The 17,016-nt window shown below is 64.6% G+C and carries 14 protein-coding genes and 1 pseudogene; 11 read left to right on the forward strand and 4 right to left on the reverse strand.

Features of this window, described 5'->3' with window-relative positions; translation table 11 throughout:
* Position 1: 1 nt before the first annotated feature.
* From virB10 to ACFE87_RS11930, 9 genes and pseudogenes are all read left to right on the forward strand, one after another.
* Entirely contained in the window at positions 2–1,417 is a 1,416-nt protein-coding gene (gene virB10, locus ACFE87_RS11890; protein ID WP_375459847.1) for a type IV secretion system protein VirB10, read from the forward strand.
* Positions 1,418–1,430: 13 nt separating this feature from the next.
* Positions 1,431–2,375, forward strand: a complete 945-nt coding sequence (gene virB11, locus ACFE87_RS11895) for a P-type DNA transfer ATPase VirB11 (protein WP_375459848.1) — start codon at positions 1,431–1,433, stop codon at positions 2,373–2,375.
* Positions 2,372–4,759 carry a type IV secretory system conjugative DNA transfer family protein gene (locus tag ACFE87_RS11900; protein WP_375459849.1) on the forward strand — a complete coding sequence of 796 codons (2,388 nt, stop codon included), beginning with the start codon at positions 2,372–2,374 and terminating at the stop codon, positions 4,757–4,759. The genes virB11 and ACFE87_RS11900 overlap by 4 nt, the downstream gene beginning before the upstream one ends.
* Positions 4,760–5,152: 393 nt before the next feature.
* The gene (locus ACFE87_RS11905; RefSeq protein ID WP_375459890.1) at positions 5,153–6,337 is read left to right on the forward strand and encodes an AAA family ATPase; all 1,185 of its coding nucleotides are present in this window, start codon (positions 5,153–5,155) and stop codon (positions 6,335–6,337) included.
* Positions 6,338–7,408: 1,071 nt separating this feature from the next.
* On the forward strand, positions 7,409–7,591 hold the full coding sequence (yhhA, locus tag ACFE87_RS11910; RefSeq protein ID WP_375459850.1) for a YhhA family cyclophane-containing RiPP: 183 nt from the start codon (positions 7,409–7,411) through the stop codon (positions 7,589–7,591).
* Between the two features lie 6 nt (positions 7,592–7,597).
* Positions 7,598–8,725: a cyclophane-forming radical SAM/SPASM peptide maturase YhhB gene (yhhB, locus tag ACFE87_RS11915; protein WP_375459851.1), complete on the forward strand. Its 1,128-nt coding sequence runs from the start codon at positions 7,598–7,600 to the stop codon at positions 8,723–8,725.
* Positions 8,722–9,300 carry a cyclophane-containing peptide 2OG-Fe(II) oxygenase YhhC gene (gene yhhC, locus ACFE87_RS11920; protein ID WP_375459852.1) on the forward strand — a complete coding sequence of 193 codons (579 nt, stop codon included), beginning with the start codon at positions 8,722–8,724 and terminating at the stop codon, positions 9,298–9,300. Before yhhB ends, yhhC begins: the two co-directional genes overlap by 4 nt.
* Complete coding sequence (locus ACFE87_RS11925; protein WP_375459853.1) at positions 9,251–10,018, forward strand: HEXXH motif-containing putative peptide modification protein; 768 nt, start codon at positions 9,251–9,253, stop codon at positions 10,016–10,018. Before yhhC ends, ACFE87_RS11925 begins: the two co-directional genes overlap by 50 nt.
* Positions 10,019–10,092: 74 nt before the next feature.
* Positions 10,093–11,185 (forward strand): annotated as a pseudogene (locus ACFE87_RS11930) (IS5 family transposase).
* Positions 11,186–11,594: 409 nt separating this feature from the next.
* Here ACFE87_RS11930 and ACFE87_RS11935 read toward each other — a convergent pair.
* From ACFE87_RS11935 to mobC, 4 genes are all read right to left on the reverse strand, one after another.
* Positions 11,595–11,882 (reverse strand): hypothetical protein, encoded by a 288-nt coding sequence (locus tag ACFE87_RS11935; protein WP_375459854.1) that lies wholly within the window; start codon positions 11,880–11,882, stop codon positions 11,595–11,597.
* Positions 11,883–12,079: 197 nt separating this feature from the next.
* Positions 12,080–12,784, reverse strand: a complete 705-nt coding sequence (locus ACFE87_RS11940; RefSeq protein WP_375459855.1) for an SOS response-associated peptidase — start codon at positions 12,782–12,784, stop codon at positions 12,080–12,082.
* A 122-nt stretch (positions 12,785–12,906) separates the two neighbouring features.
* Positions 12,907–14,784, reverse strand: coding sequence for a relaxase/mobilization nuclease domain-containing protein (locus ACFE87_RS11945; RefSeq protein ID WP_375459856.1), 1,878 nt, complete (start codon positions 14,782–14,784; stop codon positions 12,907–12,909).
* 200 nt (positions 14,785–14,984) lie between these two features.
* Positions 14,985–15,194 (reverse strand): plasmid mobilization relaxosome protein MobC, encoded by a 210-nt coding sequence (gene mobC, locus ACFE87_RS11950; RefSeq protein WP_375459857.1) that lies wholly within the window; start codon positions 15,192–15,194, stop codon positions 14,985–14,987.
* A 698-nt stretch (positions 15,195–15,892) separates the two neighbouring features.
* Between mobC and ACFE87_RS11955 the strand changes: the two genes are divergently transcribed.
* Together ACFE87_RS11955 and ACFE87_RS11960 are read left to right on the forward strand one after the other, a co-directional pair.
* Positions 15,893–16,582, forward strand: a complete 690-nt coding sequence (locus ACFE87_RS11955; RefSeq protein WP_375459858.1) for an AAA family ATPase — start codon at positions 15,893–15,895, stop codon at positions 16,580–16,582.
* Positions 16,582–16,980 carry a hypothetical protein gene (locus ACFE87_RS11960; RefSeq protein ID WP_375459859.1) on the forward strand — a complete coding sequence of 133 codons (399 nt, stop codon included), beginning with the start codon at positions 16,582–16,584 and terminating at the stop codon, positions 16,978–16,980. The genes ACFE87_RS11955 and ACFE87_RS11960 overlap by 1 nt, the downstream gene beginning before the upstream one ends.
* Positions 16,981–17,016: the final 36 nt, after the last annotated feature.

Raw genomic sequence — 17,016 nt, forward strand, 5'->3', positions numbered from 1 at the left:
CATGCCGACCCGCGAAGACTACCGTCAACTCGAGATCGACGATCTCGCCGCTTCGAAGCTCGTCGGCCCCGGACGACGGGCCGGGCCGGCGCTGAAAATCGTAATTGCGCTCCTCGTGCTCGCGATCGTCGCGGTGTTCGTCTGGCAGAACCGCTCGCGCCCGCAGCGCACGATGCTGGCCCCGGACGCGGACGAGTTCAAGACGACCTCGTACCAGCCACCGATCATCAACACGCCGCCGCCCGCGATCAACCCAGGGCGGCTCGTCATCGAGGCCCCGCCCGCGCCACCGCCCCCCGCTCCACCTCCGGATCTGGGCGGGCGGTTTCCGCCGCAGCCTCAGCCGGCCGTGTTGGCGTCGGCACCGCCGATCGCACCACCATTCGACGATGGCGAGGCGCGCCGCCTCGCTGACGAGGAACGGCGCCGCGCCGAGGAGGAAGAGCGCCGGCGATGGGAACGGCTGCGCTCGCCCATGATGGTGACCGACTCCGGAGGACATGTCGGCGTCGGACCGGCCGACCCAAGCCAGACAGGCTCTCTCCGGGGCGATGACGGCGACCCGAACACCCGCTACCTGAACACCAAGTCGGCCGAGGGGGTCGAGATCTCGCGCGCGACCAAAAACCGTCGCATCGACGCGCTGATCGCGCAGGGCACGATTATCCGCGGCGTGCTCGAAACCGCGATCCAGTCGGACCTGCCCGGCATGGTCCGGGCGACCACGACCGAGAACGTCTGGTCCTTCGATGGGCGGCGCGTGATCGTGCCGTCGGGCACCCGCCTCATCGGCGAGTACAAGTCGGGGCTCGCGACTGGGCAGACGCGCGTGTTCATCGTCTGGACCCGCATCCTGCGCTCCGACGGCGTCTCGGTTCAGCTCGGTTCTCCTGGCACGGACGACCTTGGCCGCACCGGGCTGACCGGCGAGGTCGACAAGCATTATGTCGAACGCTTCGGCTCGGCGATCTTGCTCTCGGTCGTGGGCGGCGGGGCGCAGTACCTCGCCGGACTTGGCAACCAATCGGGATTCGCGAACCAGTCGACGTCGACCTCGACAACGGATCCCGTGACGGGGCTCACGACCACCACCGTGACTGGGCCTGACCAGCAGAGCCTCTACGGGCGGCAGATCGCGGCCCAGAACACGTCGCAGACGCTGACCTCGATCGCGAACGAGGCGCTGAAGAACTCGATCAACATCCCGCCGACGATCCACGTCGACCAGGGCGCCGCGATCGCGATCTTCGTCCGGCGCGACCTCGACTTCTCCAGCCTCTATCCGGACCCCGTCCGTGAGATGATCAGGGAGCTTCAACGTGGGAGAGGCCGTTCGACTGCTGAGCGCGATCCTTCGTCCGACCGTGCACCTCGAGAGGGCGCTTCTGCCACTCGGCGCCTGGTTACGAAGCCCTGACGTTGTCGAGATTGTGCTGAACCGGCCGGGCGAGGTCTGGGTCGAACGACTCGGGGCGCCCGCGATGGAGCACCATGTCGTGCCCTCCATGGACGAGGCCGCGATCCGGTTCCTGGCCGAGCGCGTCGCCGGCTTCACAGACCAGAGCGTCTCGGAGGAGACGCCCCTCCTCTCGGCCGCGCTTCCGTCCGGTGAGCGCTTCCAGGCCGTCCTGCCGCCGGCCGCCGTGGCGGGCGGAGCGTTCGCGATCCGAAAGCAGGTCGTGAAGGACCTCGCCCTCGACGACTTCGAACGTTTGGGCGCCTTCGCCGACACGGTTGTGACTGTCGATGACGAGCTGACGAGCCTCGACGAGGAGCTGTGCCGGCTCCTTGCCGCCGGTCAGAAGCGCGCCTTCATCGAGCTCGCGATCCAGAGCCGGATTTCCATTCTGCTCTCCGGCGGCACCTCGACCGGCAAGACAACGGCTCTGAACGCGCTCCTGAAGGCCATCCCGGCCGACGAACGTATCCTCACGATCGAGGATACGCGCGAGCTCCACCCTGTTCAGCCGAACTTCGTCGCGCTCGTCGCCACGAAGGGTGAGCAGGGCCACGCCCGCGTGACCGCGCAGTCGCTGCTGGAGGCCTCGCTTCGCATGCGGCCGGACCGCATCATCCTCGGCGAAGTCCGGGGCGAGGAGGCCTACACTTTCCTGCAGGCGATCAATTCGGGCCATCCGGGCTCGCTCTCGACGGTCCACGCCGACTCGCCGCACGGAGCCTACGAGCAGCTCGCCCTCAAGGTGCTGATGTCCGGCGCGAACCTCTCGAAAGAGCAGGTGGTCGCCTATATCCGGCAGGTCCTGCCCGTGGTCGTCCAGCTGAAGCGCGAGGGCGGCGTGCGACGCTGGAGCGCGATCTACTTCGCCAGGTTCGCCGAGTGGCGACGCCGGCAAGGCATGGCGGCCGCAGCATGAGGCGGGCAGCGCTGTGGTCGTTTGGGACCGCCTTCGTCCTGGTCGCAGCCGCGATCGTTTGGTCGCTCGCCTATGCGGCCGTGACCGGCTTCGCGTTCAGGACACCTGCCCTCCTATCGACGCTGACCAAAACCGATCCGTTCGTCGCCTACAAGCACGCCATCTACTACTGGCCGTCGGCGGCCGTGCAGCGGAACGCTCTGGTCGCCGCCGGGATCACCGCCGCGCTGTTCGTCGCCGGCTGGATCTCGCTGTTCGTGTGGAGGTCGCCGACCCCGTATGGCGACGCCCGCTTCGCTCGAGGCGGTGACCTTTTCCGGGCGAACCTCCATTCGAAGGAGGGCCTGATCCTCGGCTGGCACGGCTCGACGCTGCTCAGGAACGACGACCCTCGCCACCCGCTCGTGGTCGGACCTACCCGATCCGGCAAGGGCCGCGGCTTCGTGGTCCCAAACCTGCTCGCCTGGCACGGCTCGGCCATCGTTCTCGACATCAAGCACGAAAATTTCCGGGAGACGGCCGGCGCGCGCCGAGCCACCGGCGACGAAGTGTTCATGGTCGCGCCGGGCTCCGCCCGCTCGCACTGCTATAACCCCCTCGATTTCGTCCGCCGCGGTCCGGAGAAGATCACCGATCTCACCAACGTCGCCCACTTCCTCATACCGGACCCTAAGCACGGTGAGCCGATCTGGTCACAGAAGGCGCGCGACCTCTTCGTCGGCATCCTCGGTTACGTTCTCGAGTCCAAGGAGGTGCCGGACGGCGCCCGCACGATCCGGACGGCGCTTCGCCTCCTCTCGACCGGCCGAGATATAGGCGCCGTCCTGAAGGCGATCGTGCAGGCCGAGAGCGAGAGTCTCAGCTCCTTTGTGGTCGGCCGCTTCAACCAGATCGTGGCCGAGCCATCTGACACCCGCGGCTCCGTTCTCGCCAACCTCACAACAGCGCTCGCGCCCTGGGACAACCAGCTTATCGCCGGCGTGACCTCCCGGAGCGACTTCGACATCCGGTTGCTCCGACGCAAGCGGATGACGATCTACATTGGCCCTCCCCCGTCCGACCTCGAGTCGTACCGGAGCCTCATCCGCCTCCTCGTCCAGCAGGTTCACGACGCGCTCATGCGCGAGCTGCCCGGGCCGGAGGATCGCTACGATGTCCTCGTCATGCTCGACGAATTCCGGCAGCTGCAGCGTATGGACGCCATCGTCGAGAAGATCCCGATCAGCGCCGGCTACGGCTTCCGGATGGCGCTCATCATCCAGAACCTCAGCCAGCTCGACGAGATCTACGGGAAGGCGACTCGCGAGGGGATCGTCGCGAACTGCGCCCTCAAGCTGTTCGTCTCGGTCGACGACCTCGCGACCGCGAACTACGTCTCGGACCAGCTCGGAAACCGCACCATCACGACGTCGACGACGAGCATCCGGGGCACCGGGTTCGGGCACGACCGGTCGGTCTCGAAGAGTCTGACGGGCGTGCCGCTCATGCGCGCCGACGAGGTGATCCGGCTTCCGAAGACGCGGTCGATCCTGATGATCGCCAACGAGCGGCCAATCCTCACGACCAAGATTCGCTACGACAGAGACCGGCTGTTCCGGCGGCTGGCCCGAGCTGGGCAGTCCGCGTTCCGATCCGTGCCCGACGTGCCGTTGTTGAAGGAGCAGACCTTGGCGTTGCTGACGCCAGCATACGGGGAGGCTAAGCGGAAGGAGGGTGCCAGTGAGCTAGCGACGGTTCTTGGCGACAATGCCGTCGAGTGTCGTAAGAAGTTGCCCGTGGTGGCGGCGGATCGACTTCGTGATGAGCCATCGGCGGACCGGGCGCCCTCGACTGAAGCCCCTCGTAACGGTAGCCCAGGCGCAGGCTCGAGCGAGTCCGAGCTCATGCCCCTGGCGCCGGCCGAGGTCGCGGGCGCCCCGCTCATCGCGGACTACGAAGCCTGTCCGGCGGCTGGTCGGCCGGAGCCAAGTTCTCCTGAGACGGTTGAGCCGATCGCTTCAGAGGCTGTTACGAAGCGCGGCCGAACGACCGCTCGCGGAAAGCGAAATGGGGCGAGCAAAGCGACCACCCGATCGAATTCGGTCGTCCGCCCCTCTGGTCGGGAACCGGACTCCCTTTTGTCCGTGTTTGGGAGCGAAGCGATGGCCGAGCTCCATTCCGTGGCCCGCGATACGTCGGACGGATTGACCTGGATTGCCGAGAAGCTCGAAGTAACCGCCGACTTGGAAGCCGATCCGCAGCGTCGACGCACGGTCCGAGAGGCCGCAAGCGATCTGCGGAGCTGTGCCGGAGCCAGCCGCGTCAGGGACGACGGCGAGCTTGAGGCTGTGGGTAGGCTATCGGTCAAATCTACACTTGGTCCCCGATGGTGGACGCACTCTTGAACCAATTCGGACCTTGCGTCGGGCCAGCCTTCTTCCACAGGCTGCTAGGGGCCCGTCCGGTGCGAAACAGGCGTCCACTTCACGGCCGCTCACTCGGATAGCACCCGTGTAGCCGTCGGCTGATTCTGTTACCCTTCGGTTGTTCGGCCCCCACGACGCTGTGAGGCCCAGGAATGACCTTGGTGGGAGCAAGCCCAGATGCAACGACCTTCCGCCGCTCACGAGCCAAGTCGCGGCTCGGCATTGGCGCTCTACTACGAGAGCCTTACGTTCGCGAACTTGAAATGCTTCCGGGACGAGCACATCGTTAGCCTCTGTGGCCGTGATGGGCGACCGTCGCTCTGGACACTACTCCTGGGCGAGAATGGGGTCGGAAAGACTAGCGTGTTGCAGATGCTCGCGTGGATGCGGCCGGTGGAACCACCTAAGAACCGCACAACGATTGAACCAGCTTTGTTCGGCGAAGTAGACAACTGGCTATTCCTGAGACTTGTGAGGCAGGCGCAAGCTGCAACTCAGTTGTCGGTGCGGGCCGTCTTTTCTGAACGTTCGGAGGTAGCTTCCAAGCCCGTTCAAACGGCCATTTACATAAAGACCGCGAGGGGTGATCCGCACGAAGGCCCAACAAAGAAACTTACTGTCGTCGCAAGGGGGAAAAACTCTGCAGCCCCCGCGCCGAATCTTCCCGTGATCGCGTACGGCGCGAACCGTCAGATTGGCGTCCAGAACCTGGGCGATCCCGTTCTTACGGACCCTGTCGCAATGCTATTCGCCGCCGTGACCACGCTTTACGACCCCGAATCGATCTTACGGGACCTCGATTATGCGATGCGAATGGACAAGGCAGGGGCGGCGCTTCGTCGACAACAATTCCTTGCGCTTATTGCGACCATCGCCCCTCAAATCGGCAACGTCGAGAACATAGAGTTTTCTGGACCATCGATCGACGCGGACGGGGCAGATCTGACCGGCATAAAATTCCGTAACGCCTTCGGATTGGTCTCCTTCGCCGAAATGAGCCTCGGGCAGCAAACGACAATTGCCTGGGCAATAGATCTCGCGTGGCGGCTCGTCAGGCTCTACCCGAACAGTCCTACGCCAATGAGCGAGCCAGCGATCGTTCTCGTAGACGAGATTGACCTTCACCTTCACCCACGATGGCAGCAGAGTCTCCGCACCTACCTAAGCGAGCATTTTCCCGCTACCCAGTTTATTGCGACGGCCCACAGTCCTTTAATGGCCCAGGCTTCTTTGGACGCGAACCTCGTCGTCTTTCAGGAAAAGGGAGGAATCGTTACCGTCTGGAATGACGCGGAGCGTCTCTTGGACTGGCGGCTCGACCAGGTCGTGACCGCGTTATTTGGGCTTCCAAGTGCTCGAGCGCCTGAGATCCAAATCCTGTTCGACGAGCGAGACAAGCTGCTGGACACCCGTCGACGAACCCCGGACCAAGAAGCCCGCCTAGTCGAACTCAAGGGTCGGATCGCCGGACTATCCGCGCCGGACGTTGTCGCGGACCAGGCAGCAATGGACATCATCCGGCGGGCGGCGATCCGCATCGGTCAGTCGGCCACCTAGTTCCATGATCAAGATTGATCGCCCAGATAGCCCACCAGCAGTTCTAGAGACGCGCGGCGTTTCCCAATCTCAAGCGGACTGCGCTTGCTTTGACGCGGCGCCCGGTCGTTACCGGGCAGGAGAGCTGTCCATAGAGGCGAACGGTAAGATCTACGGGCATGAAACCGTGAAATCGGCTCCGCTCGAGGCTCAGTCCCAGAAATGTTGTTATTGCGAGCGGAAATTCCGAGCATCCGATTACGGTGCAGTGGAGCACTTCAGGCCGAAGGCCGGAGTCCGTCAGGACGACAAATCTGAATTGGAAAAACCGGGCTACTTCTGGTTAGCGTATGAGTGGTCAAACCTGCTTGTGAGTTGCGCAGTTTGCAACACTTCGTGGAAGCAGACTTTCTTCCCGCTGCGTAATCCGCGACAGCGAGCGCGGTCGCCGGCCGATCCTCTCGCAAGAGAGAAACCGCTCCTAGTGGATCCTGCCCAAGATGATCCACGCGACCACATCCGCTACAATGGCGATTCACCTTATGCGGTCACCCCTCGCGGCAAAGCGACCATCGAGAGGCTCGGACTGCGGAGGGGCGACCTCCGGGAGGAGCGCCTCACGCTCCTGAGCACCTTGACCCATCTGCGGACCGTCATCGTCGCCCTTGGGGTGGACGCTCCCGAAGCCCGCGACGCCCTCGCTTACATGCGATCTCTCGCAGAGCCCTCCCGTGAGTTCAGCGCCATGGTGAGCGACTTTTTAGAAAGTCCGTTCCTCCCAGCGCCAATGTAAAATCAGACTAAGGAGTGAACGCTTTTGGCAGAAGAGATCCTCTCTGAGAAAATTAGAAGGTCCAAATCCACCGCTTCGCCTAAGTAAAAACGAGCCAGGATCGCGGCCCGATTAAATCCTTGCCGAACATGGATGATCGGCAACTGGGGAGGAGGAACTGGAAGCCTTCCTTGTGCGGCAGCGCACCTACTGAATACTTCATGAACCGTTGTGAAGTCGACGAGCAGAGGGGAAAACAAATCTAGTACCATTTTCACTCGGGTGGTGTATCATGGAGAATGAAATCGGAGCAATGCCTCGTGGATAACTATGATGGACCGGCGCTGGCGCATTCGGTCGAGGACGTTGGCGATGTCGAGATCGACGCATTCGACGTTCCGCTGGACAGCCCAGCGCTGGCACGGCTGATCGAGGAAGTGAGAGAGGAGGGGGCCGAGGTGTCCCGGAGCTACAATCGAACTTACAACCGCCACAACCGGTAGCAGGGCGTGAGGATTGATACCGTCCTGTTGAAGGTGGTGAGCCGCTGCAATCTCGATTGCAGCTACTGCTACGTCTACAACATGGGCGACGAGTCCTGGCGCTCCATGCCGAAGCGGATGTTGCCCGCCACCCAGGCGCTTGTCGCGCAGCAGCTCGGGCGCCTAGCGATAGAGCAAGATGGCCCATTCGCCGTCGTTCTGCACGGCGGCGAGCCGCTTTTGCTCGGCACTAAAGGGCTCCGTTCCCTGCTAGAGTCGCTTCGCGACGCCCTACCTGCTTCTTGTACGGTAGCCATTCAGACGAACGGTGTCCTGCTCAATGAAGCATTGTTGGACCTGTGCGCCGGGTTTGGGGTGAGCTTGTCCGTGAGTTTGGATGGGCCGGCTGCCGTTCACGACAAGCACCGTGTCGATCGGGGAGGGCGGGCAAGTCACACGCGGGTTGTGGCCGGGCTGTCGAAATTGCGGGCTCATCCAAAGGCGCACGAGTTGTTCTCAGGCGTGCTTGCAGTCGTCGACCCCGACTCCGACCCGGAGCAGGTATATGACTATTTTAGAGGCCTGCAGGTCCCGAGCGTGGATTTCCTCTACCGTGACGGCAATCGAGCTAAACTTCCTTATGGAAAGGCAGGCTTGGAGTCTACAGAGTACGGCCGCTGGATGGCAGTGGTCCTCCATCGGTACATGACAGACACCAATCCTCCTCGGATCCGTGTTCTGGACGACCTGATTAAACTTGTCCTTGGCGGCGCCGGGGCTAAGGAGGGCGTCGGCATCACGGACTTCGGGATCTTAATCATCGATACGGACGGCAGCATCACAAAGAATGATACCTTGAAGAGTACGCCTTCCGGAGATCGGTTCGACTCAAACTGGACTGTAGAGGCGAACGACTTGAATCGCATTGTACAGTCCCGGGAGTTCCTCACCTATCACAAGATGCAGCGTCCGAGTTCCTCAATCTGCAAGGCCTGCCCGGAACTTAGTGTTTGCGGAGGCGGAATGTTGTCGCACCGCTATGACGGCGATACAGGCTACGACAACCCGACGGTCTTTTGCTCGGATCAAAAGCTCTTGATAGGCCGCTTGCGTCGGTATCTTGCGGCCCACGCTTCGACTCGAGCTGCTGCGTGACCGTGAAAGTTACGTCCGTTCCGGCGCGGGCCGTTCCCTTCCCACACTCGGTTTCCGGTGAGGTTATGAGGACCTCGCTCGCGAAAGCTGTTCTGGAGTGGTTCGAGACTGAGGCTCCGTGGCGACTCCGAAGCGAGAGCTTCTATGAGCAGTACGAGCTGAACCTGCATCAGGCCGAGCTACCCTCAAGCGTCGCATTTCTGGTCAGTCCCGAATTTGTCGGCGAGCTGGCGGCCCGGATGCTCTTGCCCTTGACGAGCGACCCGCTTCTGCTGGTCGAGGCGAACGCCCATAAGCTCTTGCCAGGACAGACGATCAAAATTCACAACGACTACATAGACGGTGAGGAAAGCCATCGCATTCTAGTGCAGGTGAACAGGGAGTGGAGCGACGCTAATGGCGGTCTGCTGATGTTTTTCTCCGGTCCCGCGGCAGGGGATGTTGCACGTGTCATACGTCCGCTCCACCGTAGCGGAACGGCATTCGAGATTTCGCCGCGGTCGTTCCACGCCGTCTCCACTATTCATGCCGGCGAGCGATACACTGTTGTCTACTCATTCAAGCCGTCCCGGTGACCTAAATGGGTCCGAGCCGTGGGTACTCCCCCTTGGCCGCGCCTCCGACGGACAGCGCTGTCTCAGGGACGACTGGCTATTCCGCCGGGCACGGGCCCCTACGAGGGAGGTGGAATGCGAGTTGAAAGGCCGCGGTTTCACGTTCGCCCCTAACGCGAGGGTTTGTGTGTCAAACCTGAGAGCCGCCGCCTCTCTCCTGGCCACCGCGCCAAGCCTAGAAGGAGCCGTAGAGCGGTCGGTCGGTGAGGTCGTGTTACTCGTGGCTCCACCCGGCTATGACGTAAGCCACAGTGAGCCACGCTGGCCCGAGACCGTCTTCATATCTGTGCCTGGCGAGGAAGGCCAAGTGGGCGCGTTGCGTACGCTCGAGAACGTCGTGCACGAGGCCATGCACTTGCAGCTGACAACCTTTGAAGGCTCGTCGCCACTGGTCGCAGACTGCGATGCACGGATGCTCTCGCCCTGGCGGCGGGAGCACCGTGACCTTCGAGGCGTTTTGCACGGCGCTTACGTGTTCCGCTGCATATCAGCCTTTTTCCAATGCAAGGCGCTCGGTGAACAACTGGACGCTTTCGGGGCGAAGTACACTGAGAGACGACGTCGCGAGATCGCGGATGAGCTGCGGATGGTCGACTATGACCACCTGTCGTGCGGGCTCACACTCGCCGGCAGAGACTTTCTCGACGCGTTGCTGCGCGATCATACTTGGGGCCTCTAACAGGCTGTTGAAGAACCCGCTCGCGCTGGGGCTTGGGTCATGATTCACTTCAGGCTCTGGGTCGGGAGGGTGGCTTGCGGGGGACGGACGAGCGGACGGGAGCGCTGTTCAGCTACGTGGACCTGGATGCGCGCGTGAGGAAGGACCATCCGCTGCGGACGATCCGGGCGGTGGTGAACGAGGCGTTCGGGGCGATGGAGCGGGAGATTGCCTCGCTCTATTCCGGGACGGGCCGGCCCTCGATCGCGCCCGAGAGGCTGCTGCGGGCGATGTTGCCTGCAAGCCTTCTACTCGATCCGGTCGGAACGCCAGCTCATGAAGCGGATCGAGTTCGATCTCCTGTTCCGGTGGTTCGTCGGGCTCGGGATGGACGATCCGGTCTGGGACCACTCGACCTTCTCGAAGAATCGGGATCGGCTTTTGGAGGGCGCCGTCGCGGCCCACTTCCTGTCCGCGATCCTGGCCCAGCCCCGGGTGAAGAGGCTTCTCTCGGGCGATCACTTCAGCGTGGACGGCACGCTGGTGCAGGCTTGGGCCTCGATGAAGAGCTTCCGTTCGAAGGCGGGGCCGGACGATCCCGCTCCGCCGGAGGGCGGGCGTAACCCCGACGCGGAGTTCCGCGGCGAGAAGCGCTCCAACGCCACGCATGCGAGCACGACCGATCCGGCCGCGAAGCTCTACCGCAAGGGACCCGGCATGGAGGCGAAGCTGTGCTTCATCGGCCATGCCCTGATGGAGAACCGGTCCGGCCTCGTGGTGGATACCTGCCTGACCCAGGCCGGCGGCCACGCCGAGCGTGTGGCGGCGCTGGCCATGATCGAGCCCCGGGCCGAGCGGCCACGACCCGTGACGCTCGGAGCGGATCGCGGCTACGACGCGGCCGACTTCGTGAACGAGCTGCGCACCCTCAACGTCCGCCCGCACGTCGCCCAGAACACGACCCGGCGCTCAGCCATCGACGGCCGCACGACCCGCCATGCCGGCTACGAGGCGAGCCAGAGGATCCGCAAGCGCATCGAGGAGGCATTCGGCTGGATGAAGAGCGTCGGCGGCATGAGACGGCCCATGCTGCGCGGCCTCCCCCGCATGGGCTTCGCCTTCACCTTCACGGCCGCCGCCTACAACCTCGTGCGCCTGCCGCGGCTCCTGGCGGAAGCTGCAACGTGAAGGCCTCGGACAACCCGGTCGTGGGCCGATGGCGCATCGTCGAGGCCGACCTGTGGGACCGGGATCATCTGGACCTCTGCGGACCGGCGACCTTGATCGTCAAGGCGAGTGGAGACGGCGAGATCGCCTTCGGGGCCATGCAGGCCAGCCTCGACATCGATTATGCCCCGACGAGATCGGCTTTAAATGGGCCGGCTTCGACGAGATGGACGAGGTCTCAGGCGCCGGGCCTGCCGAACTTCAGCACGACGGCTCCCTGCAGATCGAGTTCGAATACCACCTCGGCGACGAGGCCGTCCTCAAAGCCGTGCGGGCACCTTCTTCAACAGCCTGCTAGGTCTCCGTCCGTTGAGGCGCCTGATATCGGCAAGGCACTGGGCGCGGACAAACCCGAGCTTGCGGTCTCGGTCTAGCCGGGAGGAGGCGGGAGCAGTGCGCTCAGACCGGCAAAGATCGCGCTGGCGGCGGCGGCCGATGCGGCCCACCGGTTCCATTTGGTTTGGTTGAGCAGGGTGGCGTGAAGGTCGATGCGCTCCCCTTTGGCGTTCGTGGTAAGAAGGTACCCGCCCATCGGAGCGCCGACGCCGGACGTGTGTTCCGGCGCCGGCACGTCCACGTCCGTCGATTTCAACCAGCAGACCGCTGCTATGAGCGCCGAGGCGGCGATAAGCCACGGCAATACGCTTCCAACCGACATCGAGCCTCTCCGGTACCGCTGGTTCTCGATACGACCTTGTGGTCTTGTTATCTAGATCGGAGCGGCACCTCCCATCCTTCCCGCAGCCACACGGAGTACCGGCTTGCTCCACTCGGTCACCACAGGGGCCCGCGTACGCGGAGATCCTCGCAATCGAGGTGACGGGCTACCGTTGGAACCGACCCGCGTTCCGACGGCTAGCTAGTGGGGCAGGTCGATTTGTGAGCAGTAGCCCTTGGGCATCTCGTAGCCGGCGAGATCGTCCTAGCGGCTGCATGTTCAGGGCCGTCAAGGGAATGCGCAGGATCAGCCATTTCAGCAACTTGCCCCCAATCAGCACGACGCAGGCGCCCAGGGCGTAGAGGAACAGTCCGCCGAACACCCGGATTTGCGACCGGCATGCGGTCGTGCAGCTTCGCCACGAGGTCGTTCGCGCTGGTCGTGACAATGGTGAAGGTACGGGTCCATTCGCCCGAGTCCGGGTCCTTCCAATTCTCCCAGAGGCCAGCGAGCGTGAACGGCTGCCCATCGGTCATGCCGATCGCGTAGGGCTGCTTGACCTTGCCGACCGTGCGCCATTCGTAGAAGCCGTCGACCGGGACGAGGCAGCGGCGCTTTGCATACGCCGTCTTGAACGCACCCGTGGTCGCGACAGACTCGGCACGGGCGTTGATGAACTTCCAGGCGACCTTGCGGTCCTTGGCCCAGGACGGGATCAATCCCCAGCGCAGCACGTCGAGCGTTCGCTCGCCCGTTTTCGGGTGGCGGCGGCCGATCAGGTAATCCTGGCCTGGCGCCCCGTTGTAGTGCGGCGGGGTGTTCGGGACGGGTCGCTCGGGCTCGCCCCCGACCACGTGAGTGTAGAGAGTTGGGTCTCTGGCCTGGATGACGCGTCCGCACATAAAAACCAGCTTACCGCGCGTCCTCCGAGGCCGCGAGCGGGATGCTCACTTCTCCGAAGGCACAATCAGATCGCCGTGGACGACGGTCCACGCAGCCGCTGACCCTCAAGCCGTCTACGTGGTCACCGGCGATGGACTCGCGTGTAAGTCAGCTTCTGCGCCTCGAGCCGATCGATGAGAAGCTCGTGCTCCTCGCGAAGCTCCTCGCCGGCGTGCGGCAGGTTCGGGTCGATCTGCACCCGTGTGTTCGGGTTCGCCCGCAATGCCCGCTCCTCCCGTGCCATGGCTTCGGCTTCCGGCCGCTCGCGGCCGGCTACGCGCTCCGCTCGGGCCGCCGCTTCCTCAAGCATCGCCGCCTCTGGCTCGCTCGCCGTCTCGGGCGAGGTCTCGGCGCCGCGAGGCCGTCCAGCTTCGATCGCGGTCGCTTTAAGTGATCTTGCCTCTCCGTTTGCATCGATCGCCTCGCGCTCCTCCCGAATCCGGATCCCGTGCGCCCGTTCGGCCACCTGTCCCCGCTCGACCGCCTCGACGGCCTCGACCTGCTTGGCCAACGAGGCCAGGTAGGCATTGGCACGCTCGGTCGCCTCGACCTTGTCGGCTCCTTCGAGCAGCGGCAGGGCCCGATTCAGGACATCGTTCGCTCGCTTGAACTCGGCCGTGAGATACTCGCTCCTCGCTCGCGCCATGGCGGCTCCTTTCTCCTGCATGTCTGTGGATCCGTCAGCTCGCGCCGCGGCAGCGTGCGAGACGCTCACGGCGGTCGCGAGCCGGGTCAGCTGCTCGCCCGCCGCCGAGCGGGCCTGAGGCGCCTCTGAGGTCGTCTCGAGCGCCTTCCAGGCCTGGTACGCCTGTACGGCACAGGCCCTCCCCTCCTCCCGGACGGGAACGTGGATGGCGTCCCCGCGCTTGGCGACCACCTTGCGCCGGATGTGGTCCGGCGCGACGCCGCGGTCGGTTAGCGCAGCCTCGCCCTGGCTGAAGGCCGGCGCGGAAGCCGTATCGCTCCGGCGCGTCGCGACCATGCGGATGCCGTGGCTCTCGGCGATCTCGGCGTAGCGGGAGCGCCAAGCCGCAAAGGTCGAGATGTCCGGGCGGATACGTTGGCCGTCCTCGCCCTTCACCAGGATGACCGCGTGCGCGTGCAGGTGGCCGCGGTCGTTGTGGACGGCGAACAGGTACTCGTGGCCGGCGAACTCGCTGGCCAGCAGCTCGCGGGCGGTAGACCTGAAGGCGGTCGGATCGGTGCCGGCCTTCGCCGAGACAACGAAATGCATCGCATCCCTGGCCTGCCGCGACCCAAGCCCCTTCCGCCAGGCGTCCGCCGCCGCCCGGACATCATCGACGGTGCTCAGCTCCCGACCCCGTTCGTCGAGAGCAGCTCCGCCAGCCACCAGGAGCGAGAGCCGATGAAGCGCGCCCTCGCGGCCGTGCCCGGTCCCGAGAACCTGCGCCTGGACCTCGGCGCCGAGCCCACGCGCGATCCCGGCCGCGAGCGAGGCTTCGAAGGCCTTGTCGAACTTGAACCGCGGCTGCGCCTTTGCGCCCGCTACCGACAGGGCCGGGTCGCCTGCGGCCGCCACGACGGCCGTGACCTCAAACCCGCCCTCCCCTGCCCTCTCAACGCGGAGCGCGAACCTGTAGCCTTCGAAGGCGCGGCCAAACCCGGTCTGGACGGTCTCGACATCAAGTCCCGCTCGCCCGGCGACCTCGAACCGCACGGTCGCGACATCCTTCGACGGCTGCCGCTCCGAGTACCCCTGGCTCCAGCGCGCGAGCTTCGCGACAACCGCGGCGCTGTCGAGCGCGAGTCCGTCCTGGTCCTCGGTCGCGACCCCGCCTTCACGTTCCTTCGTGACGTAGCTCGCGAGCGCGCCGACCCGAGCGCTGCCGGACGCGAAGCTCACGACCTTCACGACCGCTTTCTGGCCGCCGCCGGCGAGGCCCGAGATCCTTGTGCCGGAGTCGGGCAGGCGCTTGCGTTCCCGGCGAACGGGCGCCAACCGCCCGCCACCGCCGCCGCCGCCTCCCCCATGCGGGTCCTCGTCCTCCCAAGAAGTACGGAGGGGTCGGGCCCGAGCGGTTGCTGATGGTTGACCGAAGCCGGCGAACCCGCCTCCGCCGCGGCGGCGATCCTCATCGTCATGCCGCGCGTGCTCGGACCTGATTGCCTGGAGCCGCGCCGAGAGGGACCGGATTGCGCTCATGTCGACGCCGCTCCGGCGCGGGCCCGGTACTCATCTCGTGCTGCCACGGTCGCTTCGCGGAAGGTGCGGGTCGCGCGGGCCAGCATGTCCGCGACCGCCTCGAGCGCTTCGGCGAGTTCGGCGTCGGCCACCACCTGCCCCGAGTTATACCGGCGCGCGATCTGATTGAGGTTCGTTCCAACCTTCCGAAGCTGCTCCTCGATCACCAGCGCGGTCCGGCGATCAAGCGGCTCACCGTGTCCCACCGCCCGTAGGCACCGGCGCCAGACCTCAGATGCTGGCAGGCTCAGCTCACCGCAGAGCCGCTCGAGCAGCTCGGCATCGGCCGGCCCGAGCCGGACCAGTTTCGCGGCCGAGCCTTTCTGTCGTGTCTCGGGAGCCTTTCGGGGCAAGGGGGATTGTCCTCGCAGGAGGGCCGCTAGAATCGCGGCCACAGCAATGTGCTAACACATTTGCGTATCCTGCCAACACTCACAATCCCTCTTTGCCATCTTTTATGATGCTGTTCTTTCGTTACTTCTCGCCCTTGTTGTTTTGTGTTCTTGTATCTTCGCACTGTTGATCTTTTGTCGTTCGGTTACCTTGCATTTCGGTGAGTCGGTGCGTTTTCACTGACGCTCGGTTACTCCGTCGCACCAGCGTTCCGAAGCACCTCCGAGCGGACCCACCATCGTGTTGTCGCGCCGTGGCTCAGACGCTCCACCGCACCAGCGCTCCCTAGGACAATGGTGATCCTGACCGAACACACGAATGCGCCGTCCATCCGACGATCAGGCTCACGGTGGAACGTCCTCACGAATCCACTATGGTTGACTCGCGTCAGCTCACGGGCGATCCAGGACACAACGGCTCTCAGGTGATTTGGCAAGGTCGTGCACGAGCGTGTCTGAGCGGAGGTGGATTGATGGCCAAGATCGTCGCGCTCGCGAGCCCGAAAGGCGGCACGGGCAAATCCATGCTGACCGCGCTCATCGGCTCGGAAACTGCCGCCCAGGGCCGACGCGTCCTCATGATCGACGCCGACCCGCAAGCCACGCTGATGCTCTGGAAGAGCCAGTGCGAGGCGAACGAAGTCGAGCTGACCAACATGGATTTCGAGCACCTGGTCGACCCGGCCGAGCTCGGTACGCGGCTGCGCCGGCGCTCCGACCACGATCTCATCCTGATCGACAACCAGGGCGCCGCGAACGAGCGCATGACGGTCGCGGCCAGGAACGCGGATCTCGTGCTCATCCCGTCCCGGCCGATCATGACGGAGCTCGTCGAGGCGTCGCGCCTGGTCGAGCTGCTCGCGGCTTGGAAAGGGCGTGGGCCGGAGACGCCGGTCCGGGTGGTCATCAACGCGTTCGAGGTGTTCGACCGCAACTCGATCGCAATGAAGACGGCGCTCGAGTTCATCCGCCAGACGCGGCTGCCCGTGACCGACATCCTGCTGAAGCAGCGGGTCTACTACAAGAACGCCATCTCGGGTTCGACGCTCTGGGCGCTCAAGGGCGACAAGAAGGCCATCATGGACGCGCGCTACAACATCATCGACCTGATCGAGGAGGTCGGGCGGCTCACGGGCGCGACCCTGCTGGCGGAGGTCGCGTGATGGCGGACGAACGCAAGCAGCCCCGCTTCTCGCAGTTCGCCCTGGCGGCCGCGCGGGATACCTCAGCCTTCGAGACGAAGACCGTTCGGCCCGAAGACCCCTCCTCCACCGACGGTTCGCGTCTGCCGGCGTCCGAGGAGGAGGGTGGAACTGCGCCTTCGAGCGATCCGGTTCGGCTGGTCGCAGCCGATGGCGAGCTGAAGGCGGCGCCGAAAACGGCGCGGGCCCCGAAGCCGAGCATCGCGCCGGAACCGTCCGCCGAGGAAGAGCTCGTTAGCTTCACCGTGCGTCTGCCGGCGAGCCTCTACATGCGCATGCGCCGGTCGCTCGGGCTGCGCGAGAAGCTCGGCGAGCTGTGCGTGGCCGCGATCACCCGCGAACTCGATCTGCGCCGCTGAGACGGCCGGACGCGTGCGGGACTGCTCGGATCGAGC

Source organism: uncultured Enterovirga sp. (assembly GCF_964242715.1).
Taxonomy (GTDB): Bacteria; Pseudomonadota; Alphaproteobacteria; order Rhizobiales; family Beijerinckiaceae; genus Enterovirga.

Coding starts and splice junctions, on each gene's coding strand:
- virB10 (WP_375459847.1), top strand. CDS start 2: ATGCCGACCCGCGAAGACTACCGTCAACTCGAGATCGACGATCTCGCC.
- ACFE87_RS11900 (WP_375459849.1), top strand. CDS start 2,372: ATGAGGCGGGCAGCGCTGTGGTCGTTTGGGACCGCCTTCGTCCTGGTC.
- ACFE87_RS11905 (WP_375459890.1), top strand. CDS start 5,153: ATGCTCGCGTGGATGCGGCCGGTGGAACCACCTAAGAACCGCACAACG.
- ACFE87_RS11925 (WP_375459853.1), top strand. CDS start 9,251: ATGCCGGCGAGCGATACACTGTTGTCTACTCATTCAAGCCGTCCCGGT.
- ACFE87_RS11935 (WP_375459854.1), bottom strand. CDS start 11,882: ATGTCGGTTGGAAGCGTATTGCCGTGGCTTATCGCCGCCTCGGCGCTC.
- ACFE87_RS11940 (WP_375459855.1), bottom strand. CDS start 12,784: ATGTGCGGACGCGTCATCCAGGCCAGAGACCCAACTCTCTACACTCAC.
- ACFE87_RS11955 (WP_375459858.1), top strand. CDS start 15,893: ATGGCCAAGATCGTCGCGCTCGCGAGCCCGAAAGGCGGCACGGGCAAA.
- ACFE87_RS11960 (WP_375459859.1), top strand. CDS start 16,582: ATGGCGGACGAACGCAAGCAGCCCCGCTTCTCGCAGTTCGCCCTGGCG.